This window comes from Bradyrhizobium sp. USDA 241, assembly GCF_049739505.1.
Taxonomy (GTDB): Bacteria; Pseudomonadota; Alphaproteobacteria; order Rhizobiales; family Xanthobacteraceae; genus Bradyrhizobium; species Bradyrhizobium liaoningense.
Genome location: NZ_JBMGPZ010000005.1, coordinates 3,153,822 through 3,180,750 on the forward strand (window position 1 = coordinate 3,153,822; position 26,929 = coordinate 3,180,750).

A 26,929-nucleotide genomic window follows, 5' to 3' on the forward strand; every position below is an offset into this window, starting at 1 on the left:
TTAAGGAGAAAGACATGAGATTTTTGAATTGGTTAGCCCAACGCTGCCGCACCAATCTCCATGTTTGGAGGATGCCATCCACGAGTTCCACTTGTGCTGGCCGAGGGTAGGCGAGATACTATGGCTGCGTATGATGGCTTGCGGTATCCGGTCTGGCACCAGCCGGAGACCGTGCTTGCTGTTCGGGGCTGCGATCGACGATGAATACGCAGACGCGCGACCGAAAAGGCGAACGTCATCGATTGACGGTGCTTTTCTCTGACTTGGTGGGATCCACCGCGCTGGGCAGAGATATCGAGTCCGAGCACCTTTCCGAACTCCTGAGCCAACTGCGGCAAATCTGGCATCGCGCGGTCGCGAAGCACGGCGGTCGCATCATCAGAACGCAGGGAGACGGTGCCCTCGCTGTGTTCGGCTACCCCCAGTCAGGCGAAGATGACGGTCGTCGTGCTGCGGAGGCGGCACTCGATATTCACCAGTGGGTCGGGCAGTTGCGCCACGATGGCGTGTCCCCGGCTCTCATGCCGCTTCAAATGCATTCCGGTATCCACGCCGGCACCTTGCTCCTGACCGAGGGAGATATCGAGTCTGGCCGGTACGACCTGATCGGCGATGTCGTGAACACGGCGGCGCACCTGTCGCGCTACGCTGCGCCGGGGCAGATTCTTGCTAGCCTCGATGCCCTCGGTCCGCATGCAAATTTCTTCGAGCTCGGCGATCGCCTTCAGACAACGGGTGCAGCGGCCGGAATGCCGCAGGCGCGCGTGGTGCTGAGACGAAGCACGGCGACCCGCCGATTCGAGGCAACTTCTCGTCGCGGCCTGACGCCCTTTATTGGTCGCAACGAGGTTTTCAACTTTCTGACCGGTTTTCTCAACCAGGCACATCCGACCAGGCAACGCTGCGTGGTCGTCGTCGGCGGTCCCGGGCTTGGGAAGACGCGCCTCCTGGAAGAAGTGCTGCGACACTGTGGTGCCGAACCCTTCAAGCTGCTGCGCGGCAACTGCGAAAGCTATGCCGCCGCCGAAGTCCTGCAACCGTTCCTGCAAATGCTACGCGCCTACCTGGGAATCCGACCGGACGCATCTGTCGTCGAGGCCGATGAGATTGCCCGCGTTGGCCTGCAGCCATGGGCCGCCCAGCTCGGCCCGCGCGCTGAATCGATCCTTGCGCTGGCGTCGACCGGCGCCGATGCACGCGGCGGCCGGATGACCGTCGATGGCGTGGTCGGTGACCTGCTCGGATTCTTTATCGTCTTGTCGACACAGGGTCCGTTGGTGCTGGTGATCGATGATTGGCAATGGTCCGATGACGCGAGCCGACAGTTGCTGGAGGCACTCTTGCAATTGCCCAATGGACCGCGCGTCATCCTCGCCAGCCGGCCACGCGACGACGAGACCGAGTGGATTGCCAACGCGCCGTCCCTGCAGTTGCAGCCGTTTCAGGGCCCGGAAACCGACCTTGCTGTGCGACGCTGGGTGCCCCAGGCGGATCCCTTCCTGGTGGCCCGTGTTCACAGCTATGCCGGCGGGGTGCCGCTGTTCATCGAGGAGTTGTGCCACTCCATAGCGGCCAACGATCCTCTTTCGTTCGAAATGCGCAGCAAGCAGGGATGGATCGCAACGCTGGTCGCCTCGCGATTGGCGCGCCTGCCGCCGGATGAGGTGAATGTCGTGCGCGCCGCGGCAGTCATTGGCAACACTGTGCCGCACGGGTTGTTGGTGTCGGCCTGCGGCAGCGAACCCGACCCGGCAACAGTGCGGGCGTTGGCCGACGCGGACTTTCTCTACGCCGATCCAGCGGGCGGCGTCCTACGCTTTAAACATGGCATCACGCGGGACGCCGTGTACGACACGATCGGTCTGCACGAGCGACAGGCATTGCACAGACGTATCGAGTCCGGGTTGCTGGCACGATCCGAGCAGACCGATCGCGAAGACACGCTGGAAGCCCTGGCCTACCACTCGCGCGGCGCAGGTCATTGGGAGAGTGCGGCCCATTATGCCGAGCGAGCCGGTAACAAGGCCATGGCGGCATTCGCGCTGGACCGCGCTCGTGCCCAATATCAGCTTGCCATGGAGGCGCTGGATCGCGTTCCGGATCGCTCGCGCGAGCAGTCCCTGCGTTGGTGCTTGCTGGCCAATAAACTAGGTTTGGTCAGTGTATTCGACCCGCTATCGTTGGCCGACGACACCACGGTGTTCGAGCGGGCGGTCGCGATTGCGTCCTCGCTTGGCGACCTTAGGGCAATGGCCAGTGCGTATGAATGGCTCGGCTACATGTGCTACGCGTTCGGGCGCTTTCGGGAGGCCGTGACACACACAAGGAAAGCACTGGAACTGGCACGCAAGCTCGGTGAGCACCGCCCGATCGCCCAGATCGAAGCTTCGCTGGGCCAGATTCTCGCCGCAAGCTGCCAATACGACGAAGCCATCACCTTGATCGACGCCGCAAACTCGACCAAGCAGCAACGCAACCGCCGGCACGGCGCCCTCGCCATCGGCACGGCCTACGCGTTGTCGTGCAAAGGTAGTGTGCTCGCCGATCGCGGAGATTTCGACGGCGCTCACGACTGTTTCAGAGAAGCGATGGCCCTGGTCGAAGGCTCGACCCACCCGGTCGTCGGTTCGGTGCGCAACTGGATTTCGGTCGTGCTCATCTGGCAAGGTCGGTGGCAGGAGGCGGAGCGGCTCGCCGTCGAAGGAGCTCGCGTTGCCGAGAATATGCGCAGCCTGCTGCTGCTGGCGGACTGCCGCGCCGCGTCCGGATTTGCCCGCTGGTCGGCGACCGGCGATGCCGAAGGTTTGCAGCAGTTGCGGAACGCCGCGCAATGGATGGAAAGGCGAAACTTCCACTTCTACACGTCGGTTCAATATAGTTGGCTGGTTGAGGCGGCAGCAGCCGAAGGGGACGTCGATACGGCACGGCGGTATGCCGTCCATGTCCTGCGCCGCGCGCGTGAAGGCGAGCGGCTGGGCGAGGCGGCGGCATGCCGTTCGCTCGCGAAACTCGCGGCCCTGCGCCGGGATTTCGGGCTAAGCCAACGCTGGTTGCAGCGGGCCGAAAACTCCGCAGGCTTGCGGGCCTCGCTACGCGATGCGGCCCTGAATCTGGCTGCGCGCGGTGAGCTTCTCGCGCAGCAGGGGCAGGGCGAGGCGGCCCACCAGACCGCACTGGAAGCCGCCGAGAGATTGAACACCCTGGGCATGGCCTGGCACGCGGAGCGAGCGATTCGGAGCGTCGGCAGCACTCCGGTCAGCCGATATGCAACTGGTCCCTGATTGTCGCGGCGACCACGCTTGCGAGAAGTTCGTAACCGGCGTCGGTCGGATGAAGTTCGTTGGCCCACAGCAGTTTGTAGTCCTGCTGAAAGCGCGGATCCGCCTCCAAAGTGCCGGCCGTTTTGACCGGGAATACGCGTCCCGGATATTCGGCTGCGACGGTTGCCACCATGGTGCCGACCCGGTCGATCAAGCGTCGTATAATCTCTCGCGATGCTGACGGATCGGTGATGCCCCTTGCAGCGAAGATTGGAGCGAGCCATGGGCCGGCAGCCGGGTCCTTTCGGCCGTCGGGAATTGAATGATCGTAGCCGTGGATCAGGATCGGAATGTCTGTATGGTCCTTCAATTCATGGACGATGCAATCCAGGATGGTCCGGTAGAAGTTGGCGATCTTGACGTCGATGAACGCATGAACCTCGCGTTCGATCAGCGGGTCGACGCCGGCCGCTGGCACCTCGAGCATCTTGTACAGCGGCGTGGTGGTCGGTCGGGGGTAGCCAAAGACCACGTCGTTTCCGCCACCACCGATCAATAGCGCCTTCGGCGCAGGTTGAGTGGGATCGGGATTTGTGAAGCAGTTTCTCAGTTCGTCCAGGCTGTCAGGGCTGGCCATCTCCTCCAGCCGCGCGCCGAATGTACCAAAGGCGAGGCCGCGACCGACGACGTATCCGATTTTCTTGAGCGCTGATGTCAGGCTCGGCCGAAAGAAGGCGGGTGGAAATTCGAACAGCCAGGAATCGCCGAGCGTCGCCAATGCGGTCGTCGTCGCCTGCAATGCCGTCTTGACCTCCTGGATCTGAAACGCATGAGGATCATGGAGCGTGGCGATCGACGCCGAGCGGAAATCGAACGAACGGAAATCATTGGCGGTCAGCATTCTGGTCTCCAGCGCAAGGGTGAGGGGAGAACCGGGCTGCCCCTGCAGCCGTCCATCCAGACCCAGAGTCAGGGGACCGGGGCCGGCACGCAACGGCAGCGGCGTTTCGACCAGCCCGCTGAAGAAACCAAGCATCACGGCCAGTGCCGGATCTGCTCCGGGACACGAATGCGTGGGATGCCCCTGAACCCTACGATTGCCCCCGAAGGCGTGATAAACATCCTGGCGCCCTTCGACGAGGTTCTGCTGGGTGGCCGAGACGGCGCCGGCAACGATGATGTCACCCGCCTTGACCGCCACTTGGTGTGCACCCGTTCCCAGCTTGTGAGGAATTACCGCCGTTCGCCAAATCAATTCGGGTACCGCCCGCAGCTGCATTGCCGGGATGAAATCGTCTCTCAACCGGTTAAGGGCATCCATATAATCCCTCGCAACGGTGCCGGCGTAGCGTGCGCGCAAGAACCATAGAGTTCCTTCGCGCAGCCATTCGTTCAACATCCGTCGCAGATTGCCGTCCACCGTCGGAATGAAGCCCATCATGGCGCCGGCGATGGTTCGCGCCACGAACGGAATGTCGCCCGCGCCCCGCGGAGAATCGAGAACCGCCCTTGTGACAGGCGCGGTGATGGTCATCCCGAACTTGGTGAGGAAGTCGATCATGGCGCTACGAACGGCACGGCCATGCGCCGAGCCGACCGCCTCGACTTCCTCGTTCGGATGGGGCTGGAAGATGTAGCGGGAGGGTGAAAGGAAATGCCCGGGATAGTATGGCGGCTTTCCTGGTTTCCAGTCCCACCGATATCCGCCGCGGCTGAAATAACCGTCCTGCTCGCTCAGTCCGAACCACTCTTCACAGAATTTGCCCAGTAGCGGCTCCAGCAGTTCGCGCACGTCGACGGTCAGCTCCCAGGTCGCTTCGCCGTCCTTGCGCGCATAGCCGATCGCGTCATTGACCAGATGTTCGAGGACCTTCTGTGTGATCTTCCGCGCCAGCTCGAATGCGGCTGGCTGGTCGAGCGCCATGATGGCGGCGTTGCAGGCCTCGGATTCCTGCTCGTAAGCATGATCTTCCTGTCCGGCATCGCGTCCGAGGTAGAGAATGCCGAACGACTGCTCCATGCGAGGCAGGTAGCCGGTGATCGTCAGATTGCGATCGGGATCGGCGAAGACCCGCTGGACCATGTCCCGGTCGGCCACCAGGATCCCAAACGGGGTCCGTAGCACGCCGCCGTGGCGTTTGCGGATCGCAGCCCAGATCGACGCGTTGGTGAATTTCGTGGCCGAGTCCGGATCTTCGAGCGCCGTTTTCCACGCGGCCATCGCCGCGGCTTCGCCTTCCCGGCTCTCGATCTCGCGAAGCCGTGCGATCGCTTTTTCGCCCTCATCCGCGTTCCACACCACGGGCGGCTTGCGGTGACTCGCGGCCCACTGCTGCATGTCCGCGAGCGCCTTCTTCGAAGGCGCAAAGAAATAGGCACCCCATTCCAGACGTACGAACGGGCGAGGTTCATCGTGCAGGCGGTCCGAACCGTCCAGCGCCATACGCACGGTCTGACCTTCATGTTCGAAACGGAAATGCCGGACCCGGCCCGGCTCGGCAAGGCCGAGGAAGGGGTCGCTCCCTCCCGAATAGGAGCCCGAGCTGTTGCCGCCCGCAAGCCAGCGCTGCACCACCTCGAATTGTTCGCCGAGGCTGGCGTTGTAGGCCATGAAGATCAGGCCGCGCTCTTGTTGCAAGCTGTCTCTACCGGCTTGCCCGTCGTCGGCTTTGACGGGCGGTCCGTAGGACATGCCGCGCCTGACGATGCGTGGCGGCCGGGCGCCCGCATCGGCCCGCGTGACCCGCACTCTTGGATTGGCGCGCCTGATGTGCGCCTGAAATGGGCACAGTTTACCCTGCGAGTCGTAATCGTAGTTGAAGTCATTGAGTCCGCCTGTTGGGGGAACCGGGGTCAGCGGCTCGCCTGCCTGCGGGTGGCCGGTGGGCCAGCGCCCCATCATCTTGGCTAGAAGCGTTTCACGCGTCAGCACCGGGGCAGGGGTACCGGCGGCGGCCGCATCGGCCGACTGTCGCGTGGTGCGATAGAGTACTTCCTCAAGCGCCTCGACATCCTGTCGCAGTTTGCGCAGAGCCAGAAAACTGCCATCACGCAGCAGGTTGTGCACACGATTGGCTTGGTCTCCGAAGGGGGCCGTCTTGTCGGCCAAGTTGGGATAGCCGCACAACATCTCGCCGAGATGAACGTGGTTGGGATAACGCGTGCCTGCCTTGCTCTTGTGCAGCACAGGGTTCGAACTGCCGTCGGCGAAACCGAAATGGTCCTGCACGTTGCCAGACCGATCGTACTGACGCTGCATCCACTGGATTGAAAGTGGCCTTACACCCGGGTCCGCGCCGACCAGCCGCTTCATCTCAGCCATCAGCAGCGCTCGCGCCTCCGCCGTCGCCAGGGTACCCGTGGAAACCAGTCGAAGCTGAAGGATGGCATGCACGGCGCTCATGTCGATGCGAGGCGACGGATCGTCTTCGCGCAGATCCGGGGCGTCGATTCCGAGCGACCAATTGCTGGCCGGGAGACGCCACCGCCGGGGATGATTCCAGCGGACGTCGCCGAGCAGCCCGGCCCGCCGTTCCATGCCCTGGACGAATTCCTCTGGCAGGCTGCGCACTTCATCATCGGACAGGCCGGCTTGGCGCAGGCCCTCGACCGAGAAAGCGATGTTGGTCGCGAACTGTCCCGGGTCGAGCTTGTCGGCCTCCGTCGTCACCTTCAGTACGTTAAGGAATGCGGCGAGCGCAGCCGGCGTCGAGAATTGCAACAACAACAAGCAGCCGTGATCCGTCCCTTCATAGGCGCTCAGAATTCCGCCCTGGACGTTCCCCGCATCCTCCAGGGGCGGCGCGGCGGGCAGGGCGAGGGGGAGGTCGGTGCGCACCTCCGCGCCCTCGGGCGGAGACATCAACCAAAGCATGGCCTCGTCAAAGCGGCGGCGCGCGCGCTCGGTGCCTTCGATGTAGCTGTTGCCGGCGTTGATCATGGCGACGAATTCCGACAGCAGTTCGTGGGCGGCACGATGCAGGATCCGTCCGTCGCTTGTGCCGGGGGGATAGAAGTCGGCCAGGCGGTAGAGGCCGACCAGCGTGCGGACGCCGTGACGGAACGGTGGCCGCCCGGCAGCCTCGATGGTGAGCGGCTTGCTGAAGCCGCAATTCAAGGGATCGACACCGATCAGGCCGTCGACAGGGAAGATCGAGCGCCGGGCAATCTCTTCCGGCGAGGGAATCTTGATCTCCGTGACCCGCCGTTCGGCGTCCGCACCTTCCGCTCGGCGATAAACCCGCTCCTCCGTCCGTAGGTAGCGGGTGTCGTCCACCGTCAAGTCAGGTGTGGCGTAGAGAAAGTAAGCTTCGGACTGGCTGCTCTTCAGCCATGCGCCCCAGTCTTCGTAGGTGCTCTCGTAGCCAAGGACATAGCTTTCGGTATTGCAAAAGATGAGGTCCAGCAGCCGTGAAACCTTTTGCCAGATGACACGGATATAGGCTTCCCACGCGCCGTCGAAGGTCACGGTCAGCAGCACCTGGTCTTCGGGCTCGAGCACGGCGATGCCGACGGAGTGGATGCGTCCGACGCGGTCCACGGCGTCGGACAGGACGCGGGCGAGTTCGACGTCGAATGCGCCAGACCGGCCGGCGTTCAGCGTGCGCAGCACGTACTTGACGCGTGTCTTGTAGGTCGTCGCATCCAGTGACGGCACAAACCCCTTCTTGATCGGGGCGATGACCCTGAAATCCGAAGTGCCGGCCATGCTGCCGGTCTTGATCGTCAAATCCCGGCGCATGCTTCTGGCTCCCCCTGGGGTCGCACGCGCGGCTCGAGGCTCCTTCGCGCCTGGACCCAGCCGGCAACCGAAACGTGTTTCGTTATGCAACGCTATTTAAGAATAGTCGGCCTATTCGGGCATGGGATCTATGACCCATGCTTTTCGAGCGCGCGAGCCTCGCAGCAGCAAGCCTCGAAGCCCATCGCGAGCCAATTCTGCGGCTCTCGCGCGTTCAATTCTATGAACTGGCCCACACTCACTCAACTTTCCGTTGCGATACCCCAGGTGGAAAGTACGCCGGAGCAACGCAATCGGGCCGCCCCGAGAGGAGACAGGTTTGAACTCAGAAGGGGCCGCAATCGCTGCCCATTTGCGCCGCAGGTTTTGGACCAGTCATGCCGGGGCGGCACGGTTAAGGCACGATCTGCTGCGGAAGCTCTTCAAGACTATGGTCCAGCGCTGCCGGCAAAAGCATGGTCGAGGGATCCACCCTTGCGGTCGATGCGACCTTGATTGCCGCCGATGCGTCGCTAGGTGGCGGCGAATAGGCTCGCGTTCCTGGATGGCGCGGCATCGCCGGCACGCATCGTCAGCATCCGAACAATAGCTCGATGCTGCGCATCGCCCCGAAATGACAGTTGAGGGCCCCGCACCTTGCCTTTGAACTTTCCCGACCGCTCGCGTCACTACTAGTCATAGCCGTGGTGGGAACCGAGGCTCCCTCCAGTGCTCGGCTTTGCGCAGGACACGCCAGCAACGGGAGAAATGGCCATGGGACGCGCGCCGCAGCCAATGCCGCAATACACGCCGCCGGGCCCGGTGGAACAGATGCCGAATATGGCGACGCAACCGCAGTGCTCGCCACTTGCCAAGGTTCACAGCGCCGCCGTCTTTCCCTACTTGGCCAATGAAGTCGCGACGTCCCGCACCGAGGTCGGCCATCTCGGTGTGGACGTCAGTCTGGTCCCGCCGGCCGGCATCTGCCAATATCTTATCATCTGGGATTTCGGCGTCGACTGGCGGCATCTCAAGAACATTGCCAAGCGCGATCCGCTGTTGGCAGCGCAGCTCATCCGATTCGAGACCGACAAGTCGTTGCAGTTTCAGATCGTCGGATACAGCGACAGCGCCGGCGGCGAACGGAACAACATCTTCCTGCGCACGGGCCGGGCCCGGAGCGTCTTTCACCTGTTCGGCCCAAGCGCCCGCTCGCGCGTCTTCTCCGTCAAGCCAGCTCCACACTACGAGTATCTGAAGGACAACACGACTGTGATGAACAGGGCCGCCAATCGCGCTGTGGTCGTCGAAATCTTCGCCGGCGGCGGGACGATCTAGCCACTTCCCACAGGACGGCTCATTTCCGCGCGCGAATATCCCGTTGTCGGACCGAACGAGGACAGGAGAACCAGACATGGCCGCCTTTCAAGAGGTTTTCCGCCGCTCCGGCATCGATGAGCGCCGCAGCCCCCCGGGCATGGTGGTGCCGTTCGGGGGCTCCAACATCGTGGCGCTGATCGACCCTGGAAGAAAGCTCAAAGTCGATCCTAACCCCCATGCCCTCGGGATCAAGGAAATCGATAGCGCCGATACCCTTAGACGCGTGATGCAAGCCAGGGACACCTTCTCCGCACCCGATATCGATCCGCAGCTCAAGGCGGCGTCACTTCCTGCCACCTTCAACGGCGATGCACGGTTCTTCGAAATCAATGGCCGGATTAAGCCGATTGGTTTTCCCGGCCTGGAGGTCGTAGCGCGGTCTGCTGGCCGGAAGATCGAAGCCAGGCTCCATGTGGCCGTGCTGCCAGAAATCAAGATCAAGGTGGCGTTCCGCAACGTCATGATTCCGGGGATCGGCGGCGCTCCGGCGTTTCACGCCAAGAAGCCCTGCAACGAGCAAGATGAATTGTTGACGATGAACAGTATCTGGAGGCCGCAGGCCAACATCCGTTTCGAGCGGGTGCCAAGCGACTGGCTGGTCATCGACGACTCGCAGGCTGCCGTCAAACAGGAGCTCGCCAACGCCACTGGCATGAAGGATGCGAGCCTAGCGGCCCTTCCCGATGTGATCGAGGTCGAGAAACTGAAGAGCTTCTTCGTCAAACACAAAGTTAAGGGCGCCCATCTGACCATTTTCTGCGTCGACAAGCTTCTGTCCAATGGCTCGTATCCCAATGGATCGTTTGCTCGATCGTTAGATCTTGCCTTCATCAGCTCACAACGCGGGCCCAACACGTCTGCCCATGAAGCCGGGCATTTTCTCGGCTACTACTCGAAGAGCGCGAGCAAACCTTGGGACAGCCAAGGCCACACGTTGGAGACCGATCCGAAAACCGGAAAAGAAAACAGGGCGGAAGACATCAAGATGCTGATGCGCGGGGGAGGCGCCGGGTGGAAAATTCCGTTCAATCTCGTCAAGGAGTTCCGCGACTTCCCCGGCTGACACTCCGAAGATCACATGGAAGCTGGCACTCCAGGCGTTGAATTTCGCCTTTGGGTCAGAGTGCAAAGAACTCAACCTGGGCTAATGTCGTCCGCCATACCTCGATGAACGGACGCTCGCTAGCCGAGGCGCCGGTTCGTCGAAGGGGCAAAGGCGACATGCTGCGGCTTGTTCGGCAGGGTCCTCGCGACACAGGCAATACCGAATGGCTTCGCTGCGACATCACGATGAAGCCAACGCCGCGTACGCTCATTCCGCTCAAAACCACGGAGTGTCCTATGGCTTCGCCTTCGTAGCTTCGACGGCGTCGATGGCACCTTCAAGTAGCTGACGGGGTCTCTGAGGGCGACGATGAACCGCCATAACGTCCAGAGCGACCCATCAATACGCGGATATTTCAATCTGAGTTCTACCCGTTTCGCAGTCGGTCTCTCCGTTGGGCTATAAACAACATGGCATCACCCGGGAAAATCCAGGAGTACGGATCGCAGGCATCGGATACGATTGCGGCGAAGTTATTCAACTTTGACGTCGGCAAGTTCGCCATAAAGCCGGAACATTCCAATTGGCTGAATAATGTCGTCGCTCCGAAATTAAGGGACGGAGGAAGCCTTACAATCAGAGCTGGCCCCGCAAATTCGGACAGTAGCTTGAGTGGATTTTCTGCCTGACAGCGGCGAGGATTCTTGCTGCGAATCAGGAGCGAAGATGACGAAGAAGAGCCGCCGGACGCATTCTCCGGCATTCAAGGCGAAGGTTGCTTTGGCTGCGGTCAAAGGCGGCAAGACACTGGCGGAGCTGGCGCAGCTGTTTGATGTTCATCCGAACCAGATCACGATCTGGAAAAACCAGCTCCTGGAAGGCGCCGCCGGCGTGTTTGGGCATGACAAGACATCGGCCGAGACGCCGGTCGATTTGAAGGCGTTACATGCCAAGATCGGCGAGCTGGCGTTGGAAAACGATTTTTTGTCCGGCGCGCTCACCAAGGCGGGCCTGCTGAGCGCAAAGCGATGATCGACCGCGATCATGATCTTTCTATCGTGCGCCAGGCGAAGGTCCTGAAGCTGGCTCGCAGCACGGTCTACTATGAACCTCGGCCAGTTTCGGCCGAGGACCTTGCCTTGATGCGTCGGCTCGATGAGCTGCATCTCGATTATCCCTTCGCGGGAGCGCGTATGCTGCGATCGTTGCTGCGGCGGGAGGGCGTATACGCCGGTCGCCGCCACATCGCGACGCTGATGAAGCGCATGGGGATCGAGGCGGTCTATCGTCGCCCGAACACGAGCAAGCCGGCTCCGGGTCACAAGATCTACCCGTACCTGTTGCGCGGATTGAAGATCGAGCGGCCCGACCATGCGTGGGCAATGGACATCACCTACATTCCGATGCGGCGTGGCTTCGTCTATCTCGCGGCGGTCGTCGATGTGTTCAGCCGACGGGTCCTGGCCCATCGCGTCTCGATCACAATGGAGGCGGCCTTCTGCGTCGAAGCGGTCCAGGAGGCGTTGGCGAAGCACGGCAGGCCCGAGATTTTCAACACGGATCAGGGCAGCCAGTTCACCAGCCTCGAGTTCACCGATGTGCTGCTGGACGCGAAGATCGCCATCAGCATGGACGGCAAGGGCGCCTGGCGCGACAACGTGTTTGTCGAGCGGCTCTGGCGCACGGTCAAATACGAAGAAGTATATCTCCGCGCCTACGACAGCGTGTCCGAGGCGCGAGCGTCAATTGCCAAGTATCTGGCCTTCTACAATCAGGGACGCCCTCACTCGAGCCTTGACGGGCGCACGCCCGACGAAGCTTACTTCGGCACGCAAGCTATGGTGATGGCCGCATGACCGTCGCCGACGGTTTTGTCGTCGCTCTGGTCGGGCTACGCCCTCCCGACGCAACGACAAAACCGTAAAGCCCCGCGTTCAGCATAACCCGGCAGGAATCCACTTAAATCCAGCGGGGCGCTGTCCAAACAACCGGGGCCAGCTCTATCATAGGACTTGCAAGTCGTACCGGTAGCGACGATTTCAACATGCTATTGTCGCATAATAGGCTGCGGGCCGTAGTTGATCTGCTTCGCAAGCAAGTTCCCAACAATTTCAAAGTCGCGTTCGAGGTGGCGAAAGGGGAACGCGCGGCCATGTATGCAGGTGAAATGGATGGGGTGGAAAACGAGACCTGGCGTGGTGTCATCATCTCAGTTTGAAATAAACCAAATCCGCCGCCGCCACCGCCGCCACCGCCGCCTCAAACGAGACCTCAATACTATCCGGCGGAACGCAAATTCTTCAAGCGTTGGCTTGGCTTCGGCGTTAAGTCTGGCGGGCAGTTGTTAATCGGCGGCGTCGAGAGCACGACCGCGTACGTCGTGAACCTGGGAGATTTGGAGACCTTTGATCTCCAGATTGTTAGCCCGTCCTATTCGTGAGAGTGCGGCTTTTGGGCCCGATTGATGCGGCCGCACATCTTGTCTGACGAGGCGCACAGGATTGCCTTCGGCTTTTCGCCGCCTGACGACCGGTACTTTGCAACGCGCTTGAGGGATGGGTTGGGCGAACGGGGGCGGACGCCCCGCCGGTCAAGGACCGAGCGGCAGCAGCGCGCCGGGCAAGCCGCAGATCAGGTCGGCTTCGGGACATGCCGCGGCAAACGCAAGGCGAATGCGGCTCGTGGTCTCGACGACACGGGCGGCGATTTTCAAGAGCCGAAGACGCAGCGTCGCGAACTCGGCAGCGGCCAATTCCCGGGCTTTGGGAATGGCGTCGCGCACGGTCAGCATCAGCCAATAAGCGGCCGTATGGAGCACGAGACGGACCTGGTTGGCGAGCGCCGAACGGCAGCTGGTGCGATCGGAGGCGAGCTGCGTCTTATGCAGCTTGATCAGATTCTCGGCTTGGCCGCGCGCGCAATACAGGCTGTCGTAGATCCACTCGGCCGAGCCGACATCGAGGCTGGTGACGACGAAGCGGATGTCGAGGCCGAGCATCGTCGCCTCAATACGGGCGACAGTGCGCCGTTCGCGATCCCAGGACTTTGCCTTGTGGCGCGTCTCGGTATAGCCACGCAGAACCGGCAGGTTCTCGATGGCGCGTCGCGTGCGGATGTCGTCGGCGACCTCGTCGACTTTTCTGGCGAGAGGCTTGGTGCCGGACAGACCGAAGATGTAGTCGATGCCGTTGGTCTCGCACCACGCCATTGCCTCCGGCCGGGCATAGTGCCCGTCGCCACGGAACGTAATTTGCGTGTTGTGCCATCGCGTCCGGATATGCCGTACCAGGCGGCGCAGATGGGCACGCACCTCGACGCCGCCCGGCGTCTTGCCGGGCCGCAGCACGACGGCCACGGGCCGGCTCTTCTCCGTGTCGTAGACGTGGATCGGCAGGAAGCAGCGTTCGTCATAATGAGCGTTGAACAGCGAGAGCTGCTGATGGCCGTGGACGACGTCGCAGGTATCATCGATGTCGAGCGTGACGGATGCCGGCTCGCGCGGGTAGCTATCCATCCATGCGTCGACCAAAGTGTAGGTCAGCCGGATCACGTCGCGCAGGCGCGGAGCATTCTCCAGCCGCGACAGCGTCGGCTGGGAACACAAATCCCGGCCCGTGTCCGGTAGGCGACCGCAGGCCAGTTTGAATGCCGGATCGGACCTCAGATGATCGAGGTCGTCGGCGTCCTCGTAGCCGCAGCAGATCGCGAACATGCGAGCGCGGAACATATCGACCAGGCTGTGCACGACCCGCGTCGGATCGCGCCGATCCGGGAACACCCGGGCCAGATTGTTGGCCAAACCGAGACGCCGCTCGGCCATCGCCAGAAGCATCACGCCCCCGTTCGAGGTTAGGCGCCCACCATCGAAGGCAGCTGTGACTTTCTTGGCGTGAACGGCTGGAAACGAGAAGGGCGGAATCGTATCGTCGGTCATGGCGGGCGTGGCGTTCGCGGTTGGAGGTGATGGGGTTGGCTTCGCAACCGAATCCTACGCCGCATCAGCGCTTTACCCCTCAGGCGCACTCTTACGAATAAGACGGGTTAAGTTGAAGAAAGATTGAGTGACTCCCGATCATTTCTGTGCCGAAACGTGGAGTCGCGGTCGTGCCGCGTCCAAAGAAACCGGCGCGAGCGGCCTATTAGACGCGGTAGGTGCTCAGCCTCCGAAACGAGACTATCAAGCATGAAGAGATCGAGCGCGAGGCAGAGGTTTTATTTGTGTTGAATTCTTGCTTCTCGATAGTGGTCTGAAATCGTATCATCGGTCATGGCGGGCGTGGCGTTCGCGGTTGAAGGTGATGGGGTGGCTTCGCAACCGAATCCTACGCCGCATCAGCGCTTTACACCACGCTCGCCAGCCTCTCAGGCGCCCTCTCGCGAATAAGACGGGTTAGCAGTCGGTGGGGGCTGGGTCTTGGAGGCAGCGGAGGGGCCGTTGCTGTCATCGGCTTTGGGTTCAGGGGTCCATATGAGTTGGACCATGAATCCTTGAATGACTGGGGCGTCAATGTCGCATTTACCGAAAAGCTGATCTCGAAATCGGCACTACAATCCATCCATCAGAGCTATGGCGGAATCTGGGTGATGACGGTGTGAGGAAGGCGGCGTATCGAGGCGGGTGACGAGCCTGCCAGAACCTCTCGAGGAGAGCGATACGCCATGACCGAGACTACCAATGTTCTTGCTTTCCGTCAGCCGTCCGCGGTTGATGATCCACTGACCGATATCGTTCGTGCCGGCGCGCGGGACCTGCTTGCCAGGGCGATCGAGATCGAGGTTGGCGCGTTTCTGGCCAGCACGGCCAATCTGACGCTGCCCGACGGTCGAGCGCGCCTGGTCCGACATGGGCACGGTCCGGTGCGCGAGATTGCGACCGGCATCGGTCCGGTGGAGGTCGCTCGTCCCAAGGTCCGCGACCGCGGAGCGAGCGGGCCAGGCGACCGCCTCCGCTTCAGTTCGGCAATCCTGCCGCTATGGGCGCGGCGGACGAAGAGCCTGGATGCCTTGATCCCGGTCCTCTATTTGCGCGGCATCTCGACCGGCGACTTCCAGGAGGCGCTCTCGGCGCTGCTCGGCAAGGATGCGCCGAACCTGTCGCCTTCGGTGATCGCCGGCCTGAAGGCCGATTGGCAGGTCGAGTACGAACGCTGGCAGAGACGCGATCTGTCGGCGCGTCGCTATGTCTACATCTGGGCCGATGGCGTGTACCTGCAGGCCCGCATGGAAGATCACAGCGAATGCATGCTGGTGCTGATTGGCACCACGCCGGAAGGCAAGAAGGAGCTGATCGGCTTCCAGGTCGGCGTGCGCGAGAGCGCGCAGAGCTGGCGCGAACTCCTGATCGACCTGCGGCAACGCGGGTTACGGATTGCCCCGCAACTCGCCATCGGCGACGGCGCCCTCGGCTTCTGGAAGGCACTGGACGAGGCCTTTCCCGGCACGCGGCACCAACGATGCTGGTGCCATAAAGTGAGCAACGTACTCGACAAGGTCGCCAAATCCGTGCAGGGCCCCATGAAGAACGACCTGCGGAACATCTATCTGGCCCCACACCGGGCCGAAGCTGAAACCGCGATCGACGTCTTCGTCGAGAAATACCACGTCAAATACGGACGTGCGGTGGAGTGCCTGATCAAGGATCGCCATGCGCTGCTCGCCTTCTTCGACTTCCCTGCTGAGCACTGGATCCACCTACGCAGCTCGAACCCGATCGAGAGCGTCTTCGCCACGGTGCGCCACCGAACGGTGCGGACCAAGGGATCGCTGTCGCAACAAACTGCGAAGCTGATGGTGTTCAAGCTCATCGACGCCGCATCGAAGACCTGGCGGCGATTGAAGAGCACGAACCAGTTGCCGAAAGTCATCGCCGGTGTAAAGTTCATCGACGGAATCGAAGTCATTCCGAACACTGAAAGCCACGCCGCCTGATCAGGCCGCGTCACCCAAAATCAGCCATAGCTCTCCATCCATCACAGCAAGTACTTCATCGATGGCTTGAAAAACGGTAAATACGTGGCGCCCACGCTAAATGCGCGAAACGCCTTTACGGCTGTTGGAATACTTCAGAACGTGAGAAATGCACTCCACACGCTGTACGGAGGACTCGAGGCAGCCAAAGGCTCGGGTGTCATTGTGCTTGACTTGCCGCTTTTGGGTGTGGGGCTTGAATTGTCCGCCTTCGTAACGCGCGGAAAGATGTACGTCTCGAATCCTGAGCTATGCGGGATTTTGGGTGACGAGGCGATCAGGCGGCGTGGTTTTCCGGCACTTGGATGACCTCGATGCCGTTTTCGAATCTGACACCTGCGCTGACCTTCGGCAACTGATTTGTGCCTTTCAGCCGCCGCCAGGTCTTTGATGCGGCGCAGAGCAGCTTGAACACCATCAACTTGGCAGTCGTTGACGATAACGAACCTTTCGTGCGCACCGTTCTGTGCCGGACCGTCGCGAACACGCTTTCGATGGGATTCGTCGTCCGCAAGTGGTCCCAATGCTCGGCGGGGAATTCGTAGAACGCAAGCATTGCGTCGCGATCTTTCGTCAGGCACTCGACCGCCTTGTCGTACTTCGCTCCGTATTTCTCGGCAAAGACATCGATCGCCACTTCGGCCGAAGCTCGGTTGGACGCCAAATAGACCTCGCGCAGATCCTTCTTCATGCTGGCCTGTACCGACACTGCGACTTTGTTCAAGATATTCGCGGTTTTGTGCACCCAGCACCGCTGATGTCGCGTGGCGGGAAAGACCTCGTCGAGCGCCTTCCAGAAGCCGAGCGCGCCGTCACCGACGGCGATTTCCGGGGCGATCTTCAGCCCTCGGGTTTTCGCCTCGACGAGCAGTTCGTGCCAGCTCTGCGTGCTCTCGCGCACGCCGACCTGGAAGCCGATGAGTTCCTTCTTGCCTTCCGGCGTCGCGCCGATCAGCACCAGCATGCATTCGCTGTGGTCTTCCATGCGAGCCTGCAGGAAGACGCCGTCCGCCCACACGTATACGTACCGGCGCGCCGACAGATCGCGCTTCTGCCAACGCTCGTACTCGAGCTGCCACTCCGTCGTCAGTCTGGAAACCACCGCCGGAGAAAGATTCGGCGCATCCTTGCCCAAGAGCGCCGCCAGCGCCTCCTGGAAGTCGCCCGTCGAGATGCCTCGCAGGTACAGAACCGGCAAAAGTGCATCCAAGCTCTTCGTGCGCCGTGCCCACAACGGCAGGATCGCCGAGGTGAAGCGGATCCGCTCGCCATCGCTGGTCACCGCGCGATCGCGAATCTTTACCCGGGCGACTTCGACGGCGCCGATCCCCGTCTGGATCGTCCGCACTGGACCATGGCCGTGTCGCACGAGGCGGTCGCGGCCATCGGGAAGCTTCAAGCCCTTCATCGCGGCGAGAAACGCCTCGGCTTCCATCTCGACAGCCTGCGCAAGCAGCTGCCGAGCTCCAGATCGCAAAATATTCGTCAGTGGATCGTCGATCTCATCGGGCTGACGCAGTGGGACAATGTTGCTATGCTCGTTCATGGCGTATCGCTCTCCTTGAGGTTCTGGCAGGCTCGACACCCGCCTCGATACGCCGCCTATCTCATTCCGTCATCACCCAGTTTCCCGCATAGCTCCGAATCCTTCCCATTGGACTGGACCGAATTGAAGGCTCGCAGCATGCGATGCTGTTTGATGCCGCAGTTTGGTCAGAGGCGGGAAAGGTACGGTAAACGGGAAGTCGTCGCGATCGCTGCCATGCCATTTGAACCTCGTTGGCCCCGATGAGACCCATCGGAAAGCGCGGAGATCATCGGACGGAGCGGATCATGGTGATCAACCTGAAACCCATCAACGTGATCGGCTTCTCCATCGCGGAATCCGTTGGCCTGAAGGGTTCGAACGAGCCGGACGATATCTTCGTGATCAAGACGCTGTTGAACGGCATCGCGCCCCAGGACGGCGGGGCCGATGGAACGCTCGATATCAACGATCTGACCAACACGCCGGAAGCCATGGAGCCGGTGATCGACGCGATTCTCGTGTTTCAGAATGCCCAAACTGGTCTGCTGCACGACGGTCGCGTCGACCCTGAAAAGAATACGATCAAGCGCATGCGTCTGATGTTCAACCGTCGCAAGGGCGGCGGGCTCGACGTGAACGTGACGATTACGCCGGACGGTCCGATATTCGGACCATGCGATGCGCGCGGCTTCAGTGCCGCAAGGCTCAGGCTGGTCGGCGGCGAATGGTCGGCATTCGACGGCCTTGCGCCGGTTCGCCAGATGGTTCCAATCGGCAAGACGCGGAAGCTGAAGTTGAAAGGGACAAATGGCGCCGCGGTGGGATTTGCCCTCGAGAGTCCTAAGGTGGAAATCCTCGAACGAACGAGCGACACCGTCACGGTAATCGGACGTTTGGAGGGTGATGCCGACTTGAGCGTCATCGTCGAAGGCCAGAGGGGTCCGATCCCGGTTCGCCTCCAGGTGCGCAAGGCGTCTTCGATTCCGATCGACGTGGTCCATCTCGGTCGGGCGACGCTCGCCAACGGCCTCATGATCGCTACACAGCGCGCCGTTACCAGCGTCGTCAGTCGGATCTACGACAATCAGGCAAACCTGACGTTCACATCTGGCACAAGCCGAATCGTCGATGCCGTGACCACCGAAGGCCGGGCAGTGCCGATCGATCCGAACAAGAAACTCAGCATCCGCTCCGGCTTCGGCCCACTGAGCACGGCACAGGAGTTCCGATTTGACGATCTGAAGCCGCTCGTCACTAATCGTGCGGCGATCACCATGTTCATTTCAACACAAATCATCGATGACGAAGACTCGAACGTTGCCGGGCGCGGCGATCCCGGCAATCGGATGCTATGGTTCAATCCCGCAACGCCGGGAAGCGTGAACACCAATATTGTGCCCGCGCATGAGATCGGGCATGCCCTGGGTCTGGGCCACATCACGACAAAGAACAACACGGGCTTCCTGATGAACCCGACCGTACAGTTGAACAATATAATCATCCCATGCGAGACACTGGTCCAGCTCCCGTCGTGACGACACACGCCTAACTTTGATACAGTAATCGGTCTGAGCTGCGCTGACGGCCGCAAACCGGTTCGAAAACATCGAACGGGGCGCTACTATTGGGAACGGGGAGAGCAGTCGAATGCTCGCCGCCCACGGCGCTGATCTGGCGTCGTCGTTGAGTCGGGTCGCTATCGCATCACGCGACCAACAAGCCCAGCTTGCCTACCATTGCAAGCGAGCGTTCGACGCTCTCTCGGGTTGACAGCAACAGCGGCTCGACGGGGTTCCCGTCCTTGTCCTTTTGTTCGATCCGGATGGTCGACCCGAATGCTGCGGTCATTTCGGCCGTGATCTGGTCGATGGTACGAGCGCCATCGAGCAGTTGCAGGAAATACCGCGTCCGGTCGTCCTCCAACTGTACCGTTTGGTGGAGCAGGTTGGTGACCTGCGGACCTGTCTGCGACTGCTTGCGGGCCAGCAAGCTCGCCTGCGGGTGGTCGGTAACTTCCTTCAGGAGGAAAGGCGGCGAAACCAGGAAGGAGACCTCGCCGCTGCAGGCCAGGATGTACACCGCATCCGTTAGTGCCCGTTCGTCATCATCGGCTCGGCGGCCGTCCAGCAGCGCGCGCGCACCATCCAGCAGCTCACTGAATGACAGCGCCCGCGGCCAGGCCCGGCCGAGGCACAAATGCGCGGCCTTCAGAATCGGATTGGTCACCGTAATCCTGCTGCCGTCGTGGTTCTCGAACTCCATCGGGGAATCGTCGGTCAGGCAGACCTCGGGATCGAGCGGGCTGGTCGTGCTCAGGAGGTGATATCGCCTGACGAAATCCACGTCGATCTGCCGGTTGAGGGAAACGTCGTCGTGGCAGAACAAGGTACGACGGAAGCCGTTGCCGTCGACAAAGTCCTGATACTGGTCGCGCGCCATGAACTCGCTCTCCGGGAAGCGCTGCAGCGTGGCGCGGACCTCCTCGGAATGGCCGGCGAGATAGCGGCGCGCGAAATGGGAATCGCCGAGATACTGCAGGCCGTGGCGGGCGGCATCCTCGGCGACCTCGTGCAGCAGGAAGGCGGTTGCGCCGTCGTCGAGGTCGTCGTGAAACAACAATTCGTCCGGAGCCTTGAGGACACGATTATACTGGTCCCGCATGACCGCGCCGTGCACCGTGTTGGCCTTGGAGCCCTCGCTCAGGAACTTCAGGATCGCGCGGGCCTGTCCGACCTTCTCCTTCATGCCGGTGAGGCGGCGGGTGTGATACCGCATCATGTCGCGGACCATGTCGCGAAGATGCGAGAATGGGTGCGCATTGTAGCTGACATAGCAGATCCCGCGCGGTGCCAGATTCTGCTTGAAGATCGCCATCATCTTCTCGCGCACATGGGGCGGTACCCAGGAGTAGACGCCGTGCGCAATGATGTAGTCGAACTTCCCGAAGCTTGTGTCGACATTCATGATGTCGCAGTGCAGAAGCTTGATGTTGCTCAGACCCAAGGTCGCGATATTCTGCTGGCCGCGCTCGATCGTCACGCCGCTCAGGTCGACGCCGACGAATTCACTGTCCGGATATTGAAAGGCCATCGGCAACAGGTTGCCGCCAACGCCGCAGCCGAGCTCCAGCACCCGGCAATGCTCGACCGGAGCAGGCTGCATGCCGTAAACGGTGCCGATCGTTGCGAGATGATTGGGGTGGGTGAGCCCGTAGACGTGGCCGGGGTAGTAAACCTCGTCGTACGGTGTGGGGCCGGTGACGGGATGTCGATGCTCAGTCTGAATGTTCATCGCGCTCAGCTCCACGAATATGCGAACTTGTCGTCCGCGATCGAGACGCGTGTCTGCTTGATCTCTTCCTTGGCAAGCGATTTGCTGAGGAATTCGCGCGACAGCTCCGGCAGCAGGGTATTGGTGATAATGTTGTCGATCATGCGTCCGCCGGAATCCGGATCGTTGCAGCGTGACACGATGTGCTCCACGACTGCATCGTCGTAGCTGAAGGCAGCGTTGTGATTGTCGCGCAGTCGCCGTCCGATGCGATCGAGCTGCAGCCGAGCGATGCCGGCGAGCATCTCGTCCGAGAGCGGGAAGTAGGGGATCGAGACGATGCGCCCGAGCAGTGCGGCTGGAAATACCTTGAGCAATTCCGGCCTCAGCATCTTGGCGAGTTCTTCCGGCTCATTGCGATACTTCGGATCGCGCGAAAGCCCCATGATCAGATCGGTGCCGACGTTGGTGGTCAGGATGATCAAGGTGTTCTTGAAGTCGATCCGTCGCCCGTTGCCGTCCTCCATGACTCCCTTGTCGAATACCTGAAAGAAGATCTCGTGGACGTCGGGATGGGCCTTCTCCACTTCGTCGAGCAGGATGACACTGTAGGGTTTGCGCCGGACAGCCTCCGTGAGGCGACCGCCTTCGCCATACCCGACATAGCCGGGAGGCGCTCCCTTGAGGGTCGAGACGGTATGCGCCTCCTGGAACTCCGACATGTTGATCGTAATCATGTTCTGCTCGCCGCCGTAGAGGGTTTCGGCGAGCGCCAGGGCGGTTTCGGTTTTACCAACCCCGGACGGTCCGGCCAGCATGAACACGCCGATCGGTTTCGACGGGTTGTCCAGCTTGGCACGGCTGGTCTCAACTCGCTTGGCGATCATCGTCAAGCCATGGGACTGGCCGACGACGCGGCGGTTGAGGATCTCCGGCAGCTTCAGCACGGTTTCGATCTCGTCCCGCATCATCCGGCCGACCGGGATGCCGGTCCAGTCGGACACCACGGACGCCACCGACTGCTGGTCCACATGGGCGTAGACCATCCGTTTTTCCGGATTGATGCCCTCCAGCGTCTCGAACTTGCCGCGCAGCTCAGCGCGCTTGGCGACCGGATCCTGATCTTCCTTGGGTTCGGACAGGATGTCACGAATGCTGCGGATGTCCTTGACTAGTTCCTGCTCCTTGGCCCAGTCGGCCTCGAGATTCGTCAACTTGTCCTTCAGTGTTGCGATATCGCTGTCGATCGCGGCAACGCGCTCGCTGTCCTCGATGCCGAGGTCGCTGTCGTTGACCAGCGCCGATTTCTCGGCTTCGCGAGCGGTGATCGCGACGCGCGTATCCTCGATCAAGGCCGGTGTCGCGCTCTGGCTGATCGCCACGCGGGCCGAAGCGGTGTCGAGCAGGCTGACGGCCTTGTCCGGTAGCTGTCTAGAGGGAATGTAGCGGTGCGAGAGGTTGACGGCTGCAACGATTGCAGCATCGGAGATGCGAACACCGTGGTGCTTTTCCATCGGGCCGAGAAGGCCCCGTAGCATCACGCAGCAGGTCTCGACGTCAGGCTCGTCGATCTGGATCGGCTGGAAGCGCCGCGTGAGCGCGGGATCCTTCTCGATGTACTGGCGATACTCAGCCCACGTGGTGGCTGCGATCGTGCGCAGCGTGCCACGGGCGAGGGGAGGCTTCAGGAGGTTGGCCGCATCGCCTGTGCCGGCTGCACCGCCGGCGCCGATCAGCGTGTGGGCTTCATCGATGAACAGGATGATGGGGGTCGGTGAACTCTGCACCTCATCGATCACCGAGCGCAGGCGCTGCTCGAATTCGCCCTTCATCGAGGCGCCGGCCTGCATCAGGCCGATGTCGAGCGCGCAGAGCCTGACACCGCGTAGCGGTGGCGGCACGTCGCCGGCGGCAATTCGCTGGGCGAATCCCTCGACCACGGCCGTCTTGCCGACGCCGGCTTCGCCAGTGAGGATCGGATTGTTCTGCCGCCGCCGCATCAGAACGTCGATCAGCTGGCGGATCTCTTCGTCCCGCCCCAGGATCGGGTCCATCTCGCCCGACTTGGCCTTGGCTGTGAGATCCTGCGAGAACCGGTCGAGCGGCGTCGTCCCCTTGGGGCTCGCCTGATCCGCGCCCTCGGCGCCGGCGCCGACCAGCCCCGAGCCGTCCATCGGACGCATGGACTCCTCGTCGGAGCCGGCCCAGACGGCGCGGCGCTCCGCGGCCAATGCGTCGACGTTCACCTTTGCAAATTCCTGGGAGAGGTTGTTCAGCGTGCGACGGATGTCATTCGACTTGAGCCCGGCCACCAGCAGATGGCCGGTCCGGATCTGGGTTTCACCGAAGAAGAGCGTGGCGTAGTGCCAGCCGCGATCGAGCAGATCGATGACCGGATTGGCGACGCCCGGCATATCGGTTTCGTTCTTGCGGAAGCCGTTGATGACGCCAGCAAGATCCGACAGTAACCGTGACCGGTCGAGCTTGTAATGGTCGACCGAGAGGCTGAGGTCGGTGCGGTCCTGCTGCAGGATATGAAAGAGCCAGTGCGCAAGCTCGACGTTGCGGTTGCCGGCGCTCTTGGCGTGGCGGAGAGCCTGTATGAAGGCGTCATAGCCAGCCCGGTTCAGTTTGCCGGTTACCGCTTCAAGGCTGATGTCGGTCACGGCGGCCCCTCCTGCTCAATTGCTCCGCGGATGCCTCGCACCTGGCGGAATTGCCTCGAATCCCATGATGTTAGGACGACAGGGGCGGCCGATAGGTTCAAATCGCCGCGGCATCCGCTGCGCTGCTCCGACGGGCTCTCAAGCGCTCGCCAAGCTGAAAGCGGGCATCGCGGCGATATTCTTCCGTGGACGTCCAGTTCGGCGAGACCCAGGTGGTCCACCCAAGTCGTCCGCTCTGACCGAGTCTGACCGGGGCGACCTCTCCCGCTGGAATGGCGAGTTCAACCTCCCACTCCAGTTCGTCGCCGATATAAAAGAAGACGGCGTCCGCCAGCGGCTCCGACAAGTTGCGGCTTTCGGTCGGCAGAAACTGCTCGTATTGAGCAAAATTCTTGACGAAGACCCGAACCCTGATCTTGTCCTCGACGCTGAACACCCGCGAGCCGAGCAGAGCGTCTCGACCGAGGCTGGCATGGGCCTGCCCGATCCGGCTGCAGTGACTCGGGTCGAACGCGAGCCAGGTCCCGACAAACTCGTCGATCTCGACTTTGACATCGAACAGCCCCTGCAGGAACCGCGTCAGCCGTGACGCGCATTTCGCCCTTGGGGCGACAAGCCCGGCGAAGCCGAGCTTTGCCATGTCCGGTACGGTGTCCCGATTGGCGAAGACGTCGGAGCCTAGGCCCGCGAAGGAGCCGACATAGGCGATGAAGCGATCCTCTGCCGGCCGATCGTGCTGCGCGATCGGCCGCGCATCGGCCCAGGCGCGAAAGAACAGCTGCAGGAAGCGCCCGTTAAACAGGTCGAGAAATCGCGGGAAAGCGTCATCCCGCATCAGCCACCAGCTGAGACTTTCATCGGTGGTGGCAAGCGGCAGCGCGCCCTGCGGCCCGAGCAGACCCAGAAACTTGACGAGTATCCTGAGCCGGCCGTTCTGGTCGTCAACAGCTGCAAGATTGGAGGCGGGGAACTCCAGATAGGGGACCTGACCGAGGTCGACATACTCCTCGCGGCGAGCGGCGCTGTCACCGATCCGCGGTCGATCCCGGTTGGCTCGCTCCAGCTGGCGCAGCGTATTGAAGAAATCGAACCGCCAGGGTTCGGACTTCATCTGGTCGATCAGCGTCACAACGGTCTCCGCGTGCCCATGCGCGGTTGCCACCGCATGATCTCGCCGCGTTCCGGCGTGGAGATGACTGTCTGGGTAAACGTGTTGAAGCCCGAATAGTCGGCGAAGAATCGTTCCAGTACGGCTCCGAGCAAGAACACGCCGCTCCCCTCGAAAGCCTTCTCGTCGAGTACGACGCTGATCTCCAGCCCGCGCGCCGCGCCGCTACCCGTGCGCTCTCGCACCCGCCGCACCACCGGCCGGCTTTCGATCGTACGCACGCCGCGGATCTTACGTTCCGTGGCGTCGTCGTACTGGTCGGCGAACAAGGACAGCATTTCGCGCAGCGCCCCGGCGTTCTTGCCGCCACCACGCTCGACAAGGCCAAGGTAGTTCAGGCTCATCATGTTGATCAGCCGCCAACTGACAACTCCGCTATTGGCGATCTCGCTGCGGCTGCGCAACTGAGCCACTACCGGCTCCCGTGGACGTGTGGGACCTGCGACGCACACCAGATCGAGGGACGTATCATCCAGCAGGCGGAAGTCGGCGCCGCCGTGGCCAACCGGCAGGTGCTCCGTGAGGTGCCGATTGGAGCACAGCGCCCGGACGCTGAGTTCGGCAACGGGGTTTTCTCCGCTCAGCTCACCGGGCTCGAGCAGTGACAGGAACATGTCGGTCCCGGTGTAGTCGGACGATGAGCCATACGTCTTCTCCTCCATCGTGCGGCGTCGAGGCAGGCGGCGGACGGTGAAATAGAGACCCTCGACCGATCCGCTGGTCGGGTCGACGGCAGCCGAATACAGCGGGCGCACCAGCCGCTTGTCCTTCTCCGCCGGAAGGTGCGCGTAGACTTCGATCACCTGGTGCGGTTCGTATTCGAGATAGCGACTACGATCGGGCACCACGTGGTATTCGTGAGTATTCGATTTGACGGGGATACGATCGCTCGTCTTCTCGAACAGATTGATCGCCGGCGCAGTATAGAGCTTGAAGCTGTCGGGACGCACCGCGGCGGCAAGCCGGGAATTGTGTTCATCGAAAGCGAAGACGATGTCGATCGACTTGCTGCGCAGCCGCGGCATCACGCTGCGAAGTCCGGTCAGGTTGACCCCGAGGAACTTGCGCGGAAATGCGAAATATTCCCGCAGCAGCTCCGAGCCTCGGAAGATCCGATTATCGTTTGGAAACAGCGACTCGTTCTCATCGAAGCCGATCTGTTGAACGCAGTCGAGCGGCGCACGCGTCACCACGGGATCGCCGAAGTCGTCGAGATGGCGGAAGTAGACACCCCTGCAATTCGAGATCAATTGCTCGTAAAGCGCGATGGAATCCGATTCCGCGCCGGCGAGGTAGATCGGGAGCTCGCTCACGCGGCAGCCTGCAAACCAGGTTTCCGGTTTGGTCCGGGCCTCGGTGTCGGGCGGTTCCTCATCGAGCCGGGCAGCAGTACGGTGGGTCAGCGAAAGTCTCAGTCCTGCTATGACATCGCCGCCGACCGGTATCCCGAGTGCCTGCAGTGCGCCGGCTGTCGAAAAGTACTCGGCGCCGCTGAGGTCGAACGGCCAGAGCACGATATCGCGGCAAAGTCGAAATCGGCAGGCGAGGCTTCGTTCTCTCTCGCGGTACGTGGCGTCGAAATACGCGCCGCGCGCGATCTTCTTGCCGTCGCGCAGCGCCGGATCGGCATAGGGTGGACGCGCCGCGACCAGCATGGCCGACGGAGTCGGGGCAAGATAGTTCGGAACCAGCTGTTCGAGCAGGTTTGCGGTGAATTCCGGAAATTCGTGCTTGAGCTTCAGCTGAACGCGGGCGGCGAGAAACGCGGCCCCCTCCAGCAGGCCGGTGATCATCGGATCCGAGCGATCCCGGATCAGGCCGCCGAGGCGTTCCGCGATTCCGGGGAATTCTTCGGCGAAGTCTCCCGCCTGCTCGTACAGCAGTGACAGTTCACGATTGTAGAAGTCCAGGAATTCGCGGTTCAT

The 26,929-nt window shown here is 61.8% G+C and carries 13 protein-coding genes; 6 read left to right on the forward strand and 7 right to left on the reverse strand.

What is annotated here, in order from left to right; all coding sequences use genetic code 11:
- Positions 1-200: 200 nt before the first annotated feature.
- Positions 201-3,281 carry an ATP-binding protein gene (locus tag ABIF91_RS37200; protein WP_080659960.1) on the forward strand — a complete coding sequence of 1,027 codons (3,081 nt, stop codon included), beginning with the start codon at positions 201-203 and terminating at the stop codon, positions 3,279-3,281.
- On the opposite strand, the gene ABIF91_RS37205 is transcribed toward ABIF91_RS37200, so the two are convergent.
- The gene (locus ABIF91_RS37205; RefSeq protein WP_424579691.1) at positions 3,256-8,001 is read right to left on the reverse strand and encodes a hypothetical protein; all 4,746 of its coding nucleotides are present in this window, start codon (positions 7,999-8,001) and stop codon (positions 3,256-3,258) included. The two genes, ABIF91_RS37200 and ABIF91_RS37205, sit on opposite strands and share 26 nt — an antisense overlap.
- Positions 8,002-8,754: 753 nt before the next feature.
- Between ABIF91_RS37205 and ABIF91_RS37210 the strand changes: the two genes are divergently transcribed.
- The 3 genes from ABIF91_RS37210 (at position 8,755) to ABIF91_RS37220 (ending at position 12,261) form a co-directional block, all read left to right on the forward strand.
- On the forward strand, positions 8,755-9,318 hold the full coding sequence (locus ABIF91_RS37210) for a hypothetical protein (protein ID WP_028180175.1): 564 nt from the start codon (positions 8,755-8,757) through the stop codon (positions 9,316-9,318).
- Positions 9,319-9,394: 76 nt separating this feature from the next.
- Positions 9,395-10,423: a hypothetical protein gene (locus ABIF91_RS37215; RefSeq protein ID WP_028180174.1), complete on the forward strand. Its 1,029-nt coding sequence runs from the start codon at positions 9,395-9,397 to the stop codon at positions 10,421-10,423.
- A 708-nt stretch (positions 10,424-11,131) separates the two neighbouring features.
- Positions 11,132-12,261 (forward strand): IS3-like element ISRj2 family transposase gene (locus ABIF91_RS37220; protein ID WP_424579849.1). Its coding sequence is split into 2 segments (ribosomal slippage): positions 11,132-11,384 and positions 11,384-12,261, totalling 1,131 coding nucleotides; the frame shifts between segments, so codons are not numbered across the junction.
- Between the two features lie 734 nt (positions 12,262-12,995).
- Here ABIF91_RS37220 and ABIF91_RS37225 read toward each other — a convergent pair.
- Complete coding sequence (locus ABIF91_RS37225; RefSeq protein ID WP_208086440.1) at positions 12,996-14,339, reverse strand: IS1380-like element ISBdi2 family transposase; 1,344 nt, start codon at positions 14,337-14,339, stop codon at positions 12,996-12,998.
- 725 nt (positions 14,340-15,064) lie between these two features.
- Here ABIF91_RS37225 and ABIF91_RS37230 point away from each other — a divergent pair.
- Positions 15,065-16,333 (forward strand): IS256 family transposase, encoded by a 1,269-nt coding sequence (locus ABIF91_RS37230; RefSeq protein WP_038952271.1) that lies wholly within the window; start codon positions 15,065-15,067, stop codon positions 16,331-16,333.
- Between the two features lie 316 nt (positions 16,334-16,649).
- On the opposite strand, the gene ABIF91_RS37235 is transcribed toward ABIF91_RS37230, so the two are convergent.
- Positions 16,650-17,918 carry an IS256 family transposase gene (locus tag ABIF91_RS37235; protein ID WP_014497957.1) on the reverse strand — a complete coding sequence of 423 codons (1,269 nt, stop codon included), beginning with the start codon at positions 17,916-17,918 and terminating at the stop codon, positions 16,650-16,652.
- 287 nt (positions 17,919-18,205) lie between these two features.
- Between ABIF91_RS37235 and ABIF91_RS37240 the strand changes: the two genes are divergently transcribed.
- Positions 18,206-19,435 carry a matrixin family metalloprotease gene (locus tag ABIF91_RS37240; protein ID WP_035717802.1) on the forward strand — a complete coding sequence of 410 codons (1,230 nt, stop codon included), beginning with the start codon at positions 18,206-18,208 and terminating at the stop codon, positions 19,433-19,435.
- 169 nt (positions 19,436-19,604) lie between these two features.
- Here the strand turns inward: ABIF91_RS37240 and ABIF91_RS37245 are convergent, their stop codons facing one another.
- The 4 genes from ABIF91_RS37245 to tssF all read right to left on the reverse strand — a co-directional run bounded on the left by ABIF91_RS37245 (position 19,605) and on the right by tssF (position 26,929).
- Entirely contained in the window at positions 19,605-21,191 is a 1,587-nt protein-coding gene (locus tag ABIF91_RS37245) for a methyltransferase regulatory domain-containing protein (RefSeq protein WP_035674192.1), read from the reverse strand.
- A gap of 5 nt (positions 21,192-21,196) precedes the next feature.
- Positions 21,197-23,836 carry a type VI secretion system ATPase TssH gene (gene tssH, locus ABIF91_RS37250; protein WP_028178520.1) on the reverse strand — a complete coding sequence of 880 codons (2,640 nt, stop codon included), beginning with the start codon at positions 23,834-23,836 and terminating at the stop codon, positions 21,197-21,199.
- Positions 23,837-23,933: 97 nt separating this feature from the next.
- Positions 23,934-24,998, reverse strand: a complete 1,065-nt coding sequence (gene tssG, locus ABIF91_RS37255; protein ID WP_028178521.1) for a type VI secretion system baseplate subunit TssG — start codon at positions 24,996-24,998, stop codon at positions 23,934-23,936.
- Positions 24,962-26,929, reverse strand: a complete 1,968-nt coding sequence (gene tssF, locus ABIF91_RS37260) for a type VI secretion system baseplate subunit TssF (protein ID WP_028178522.1) — start codon at positions 26,927-26,929, stop codon at positions 24,962-24,964. The genes tssG and tssF overlap by 37 nt, the downstream gene beginning before the upstream one ends.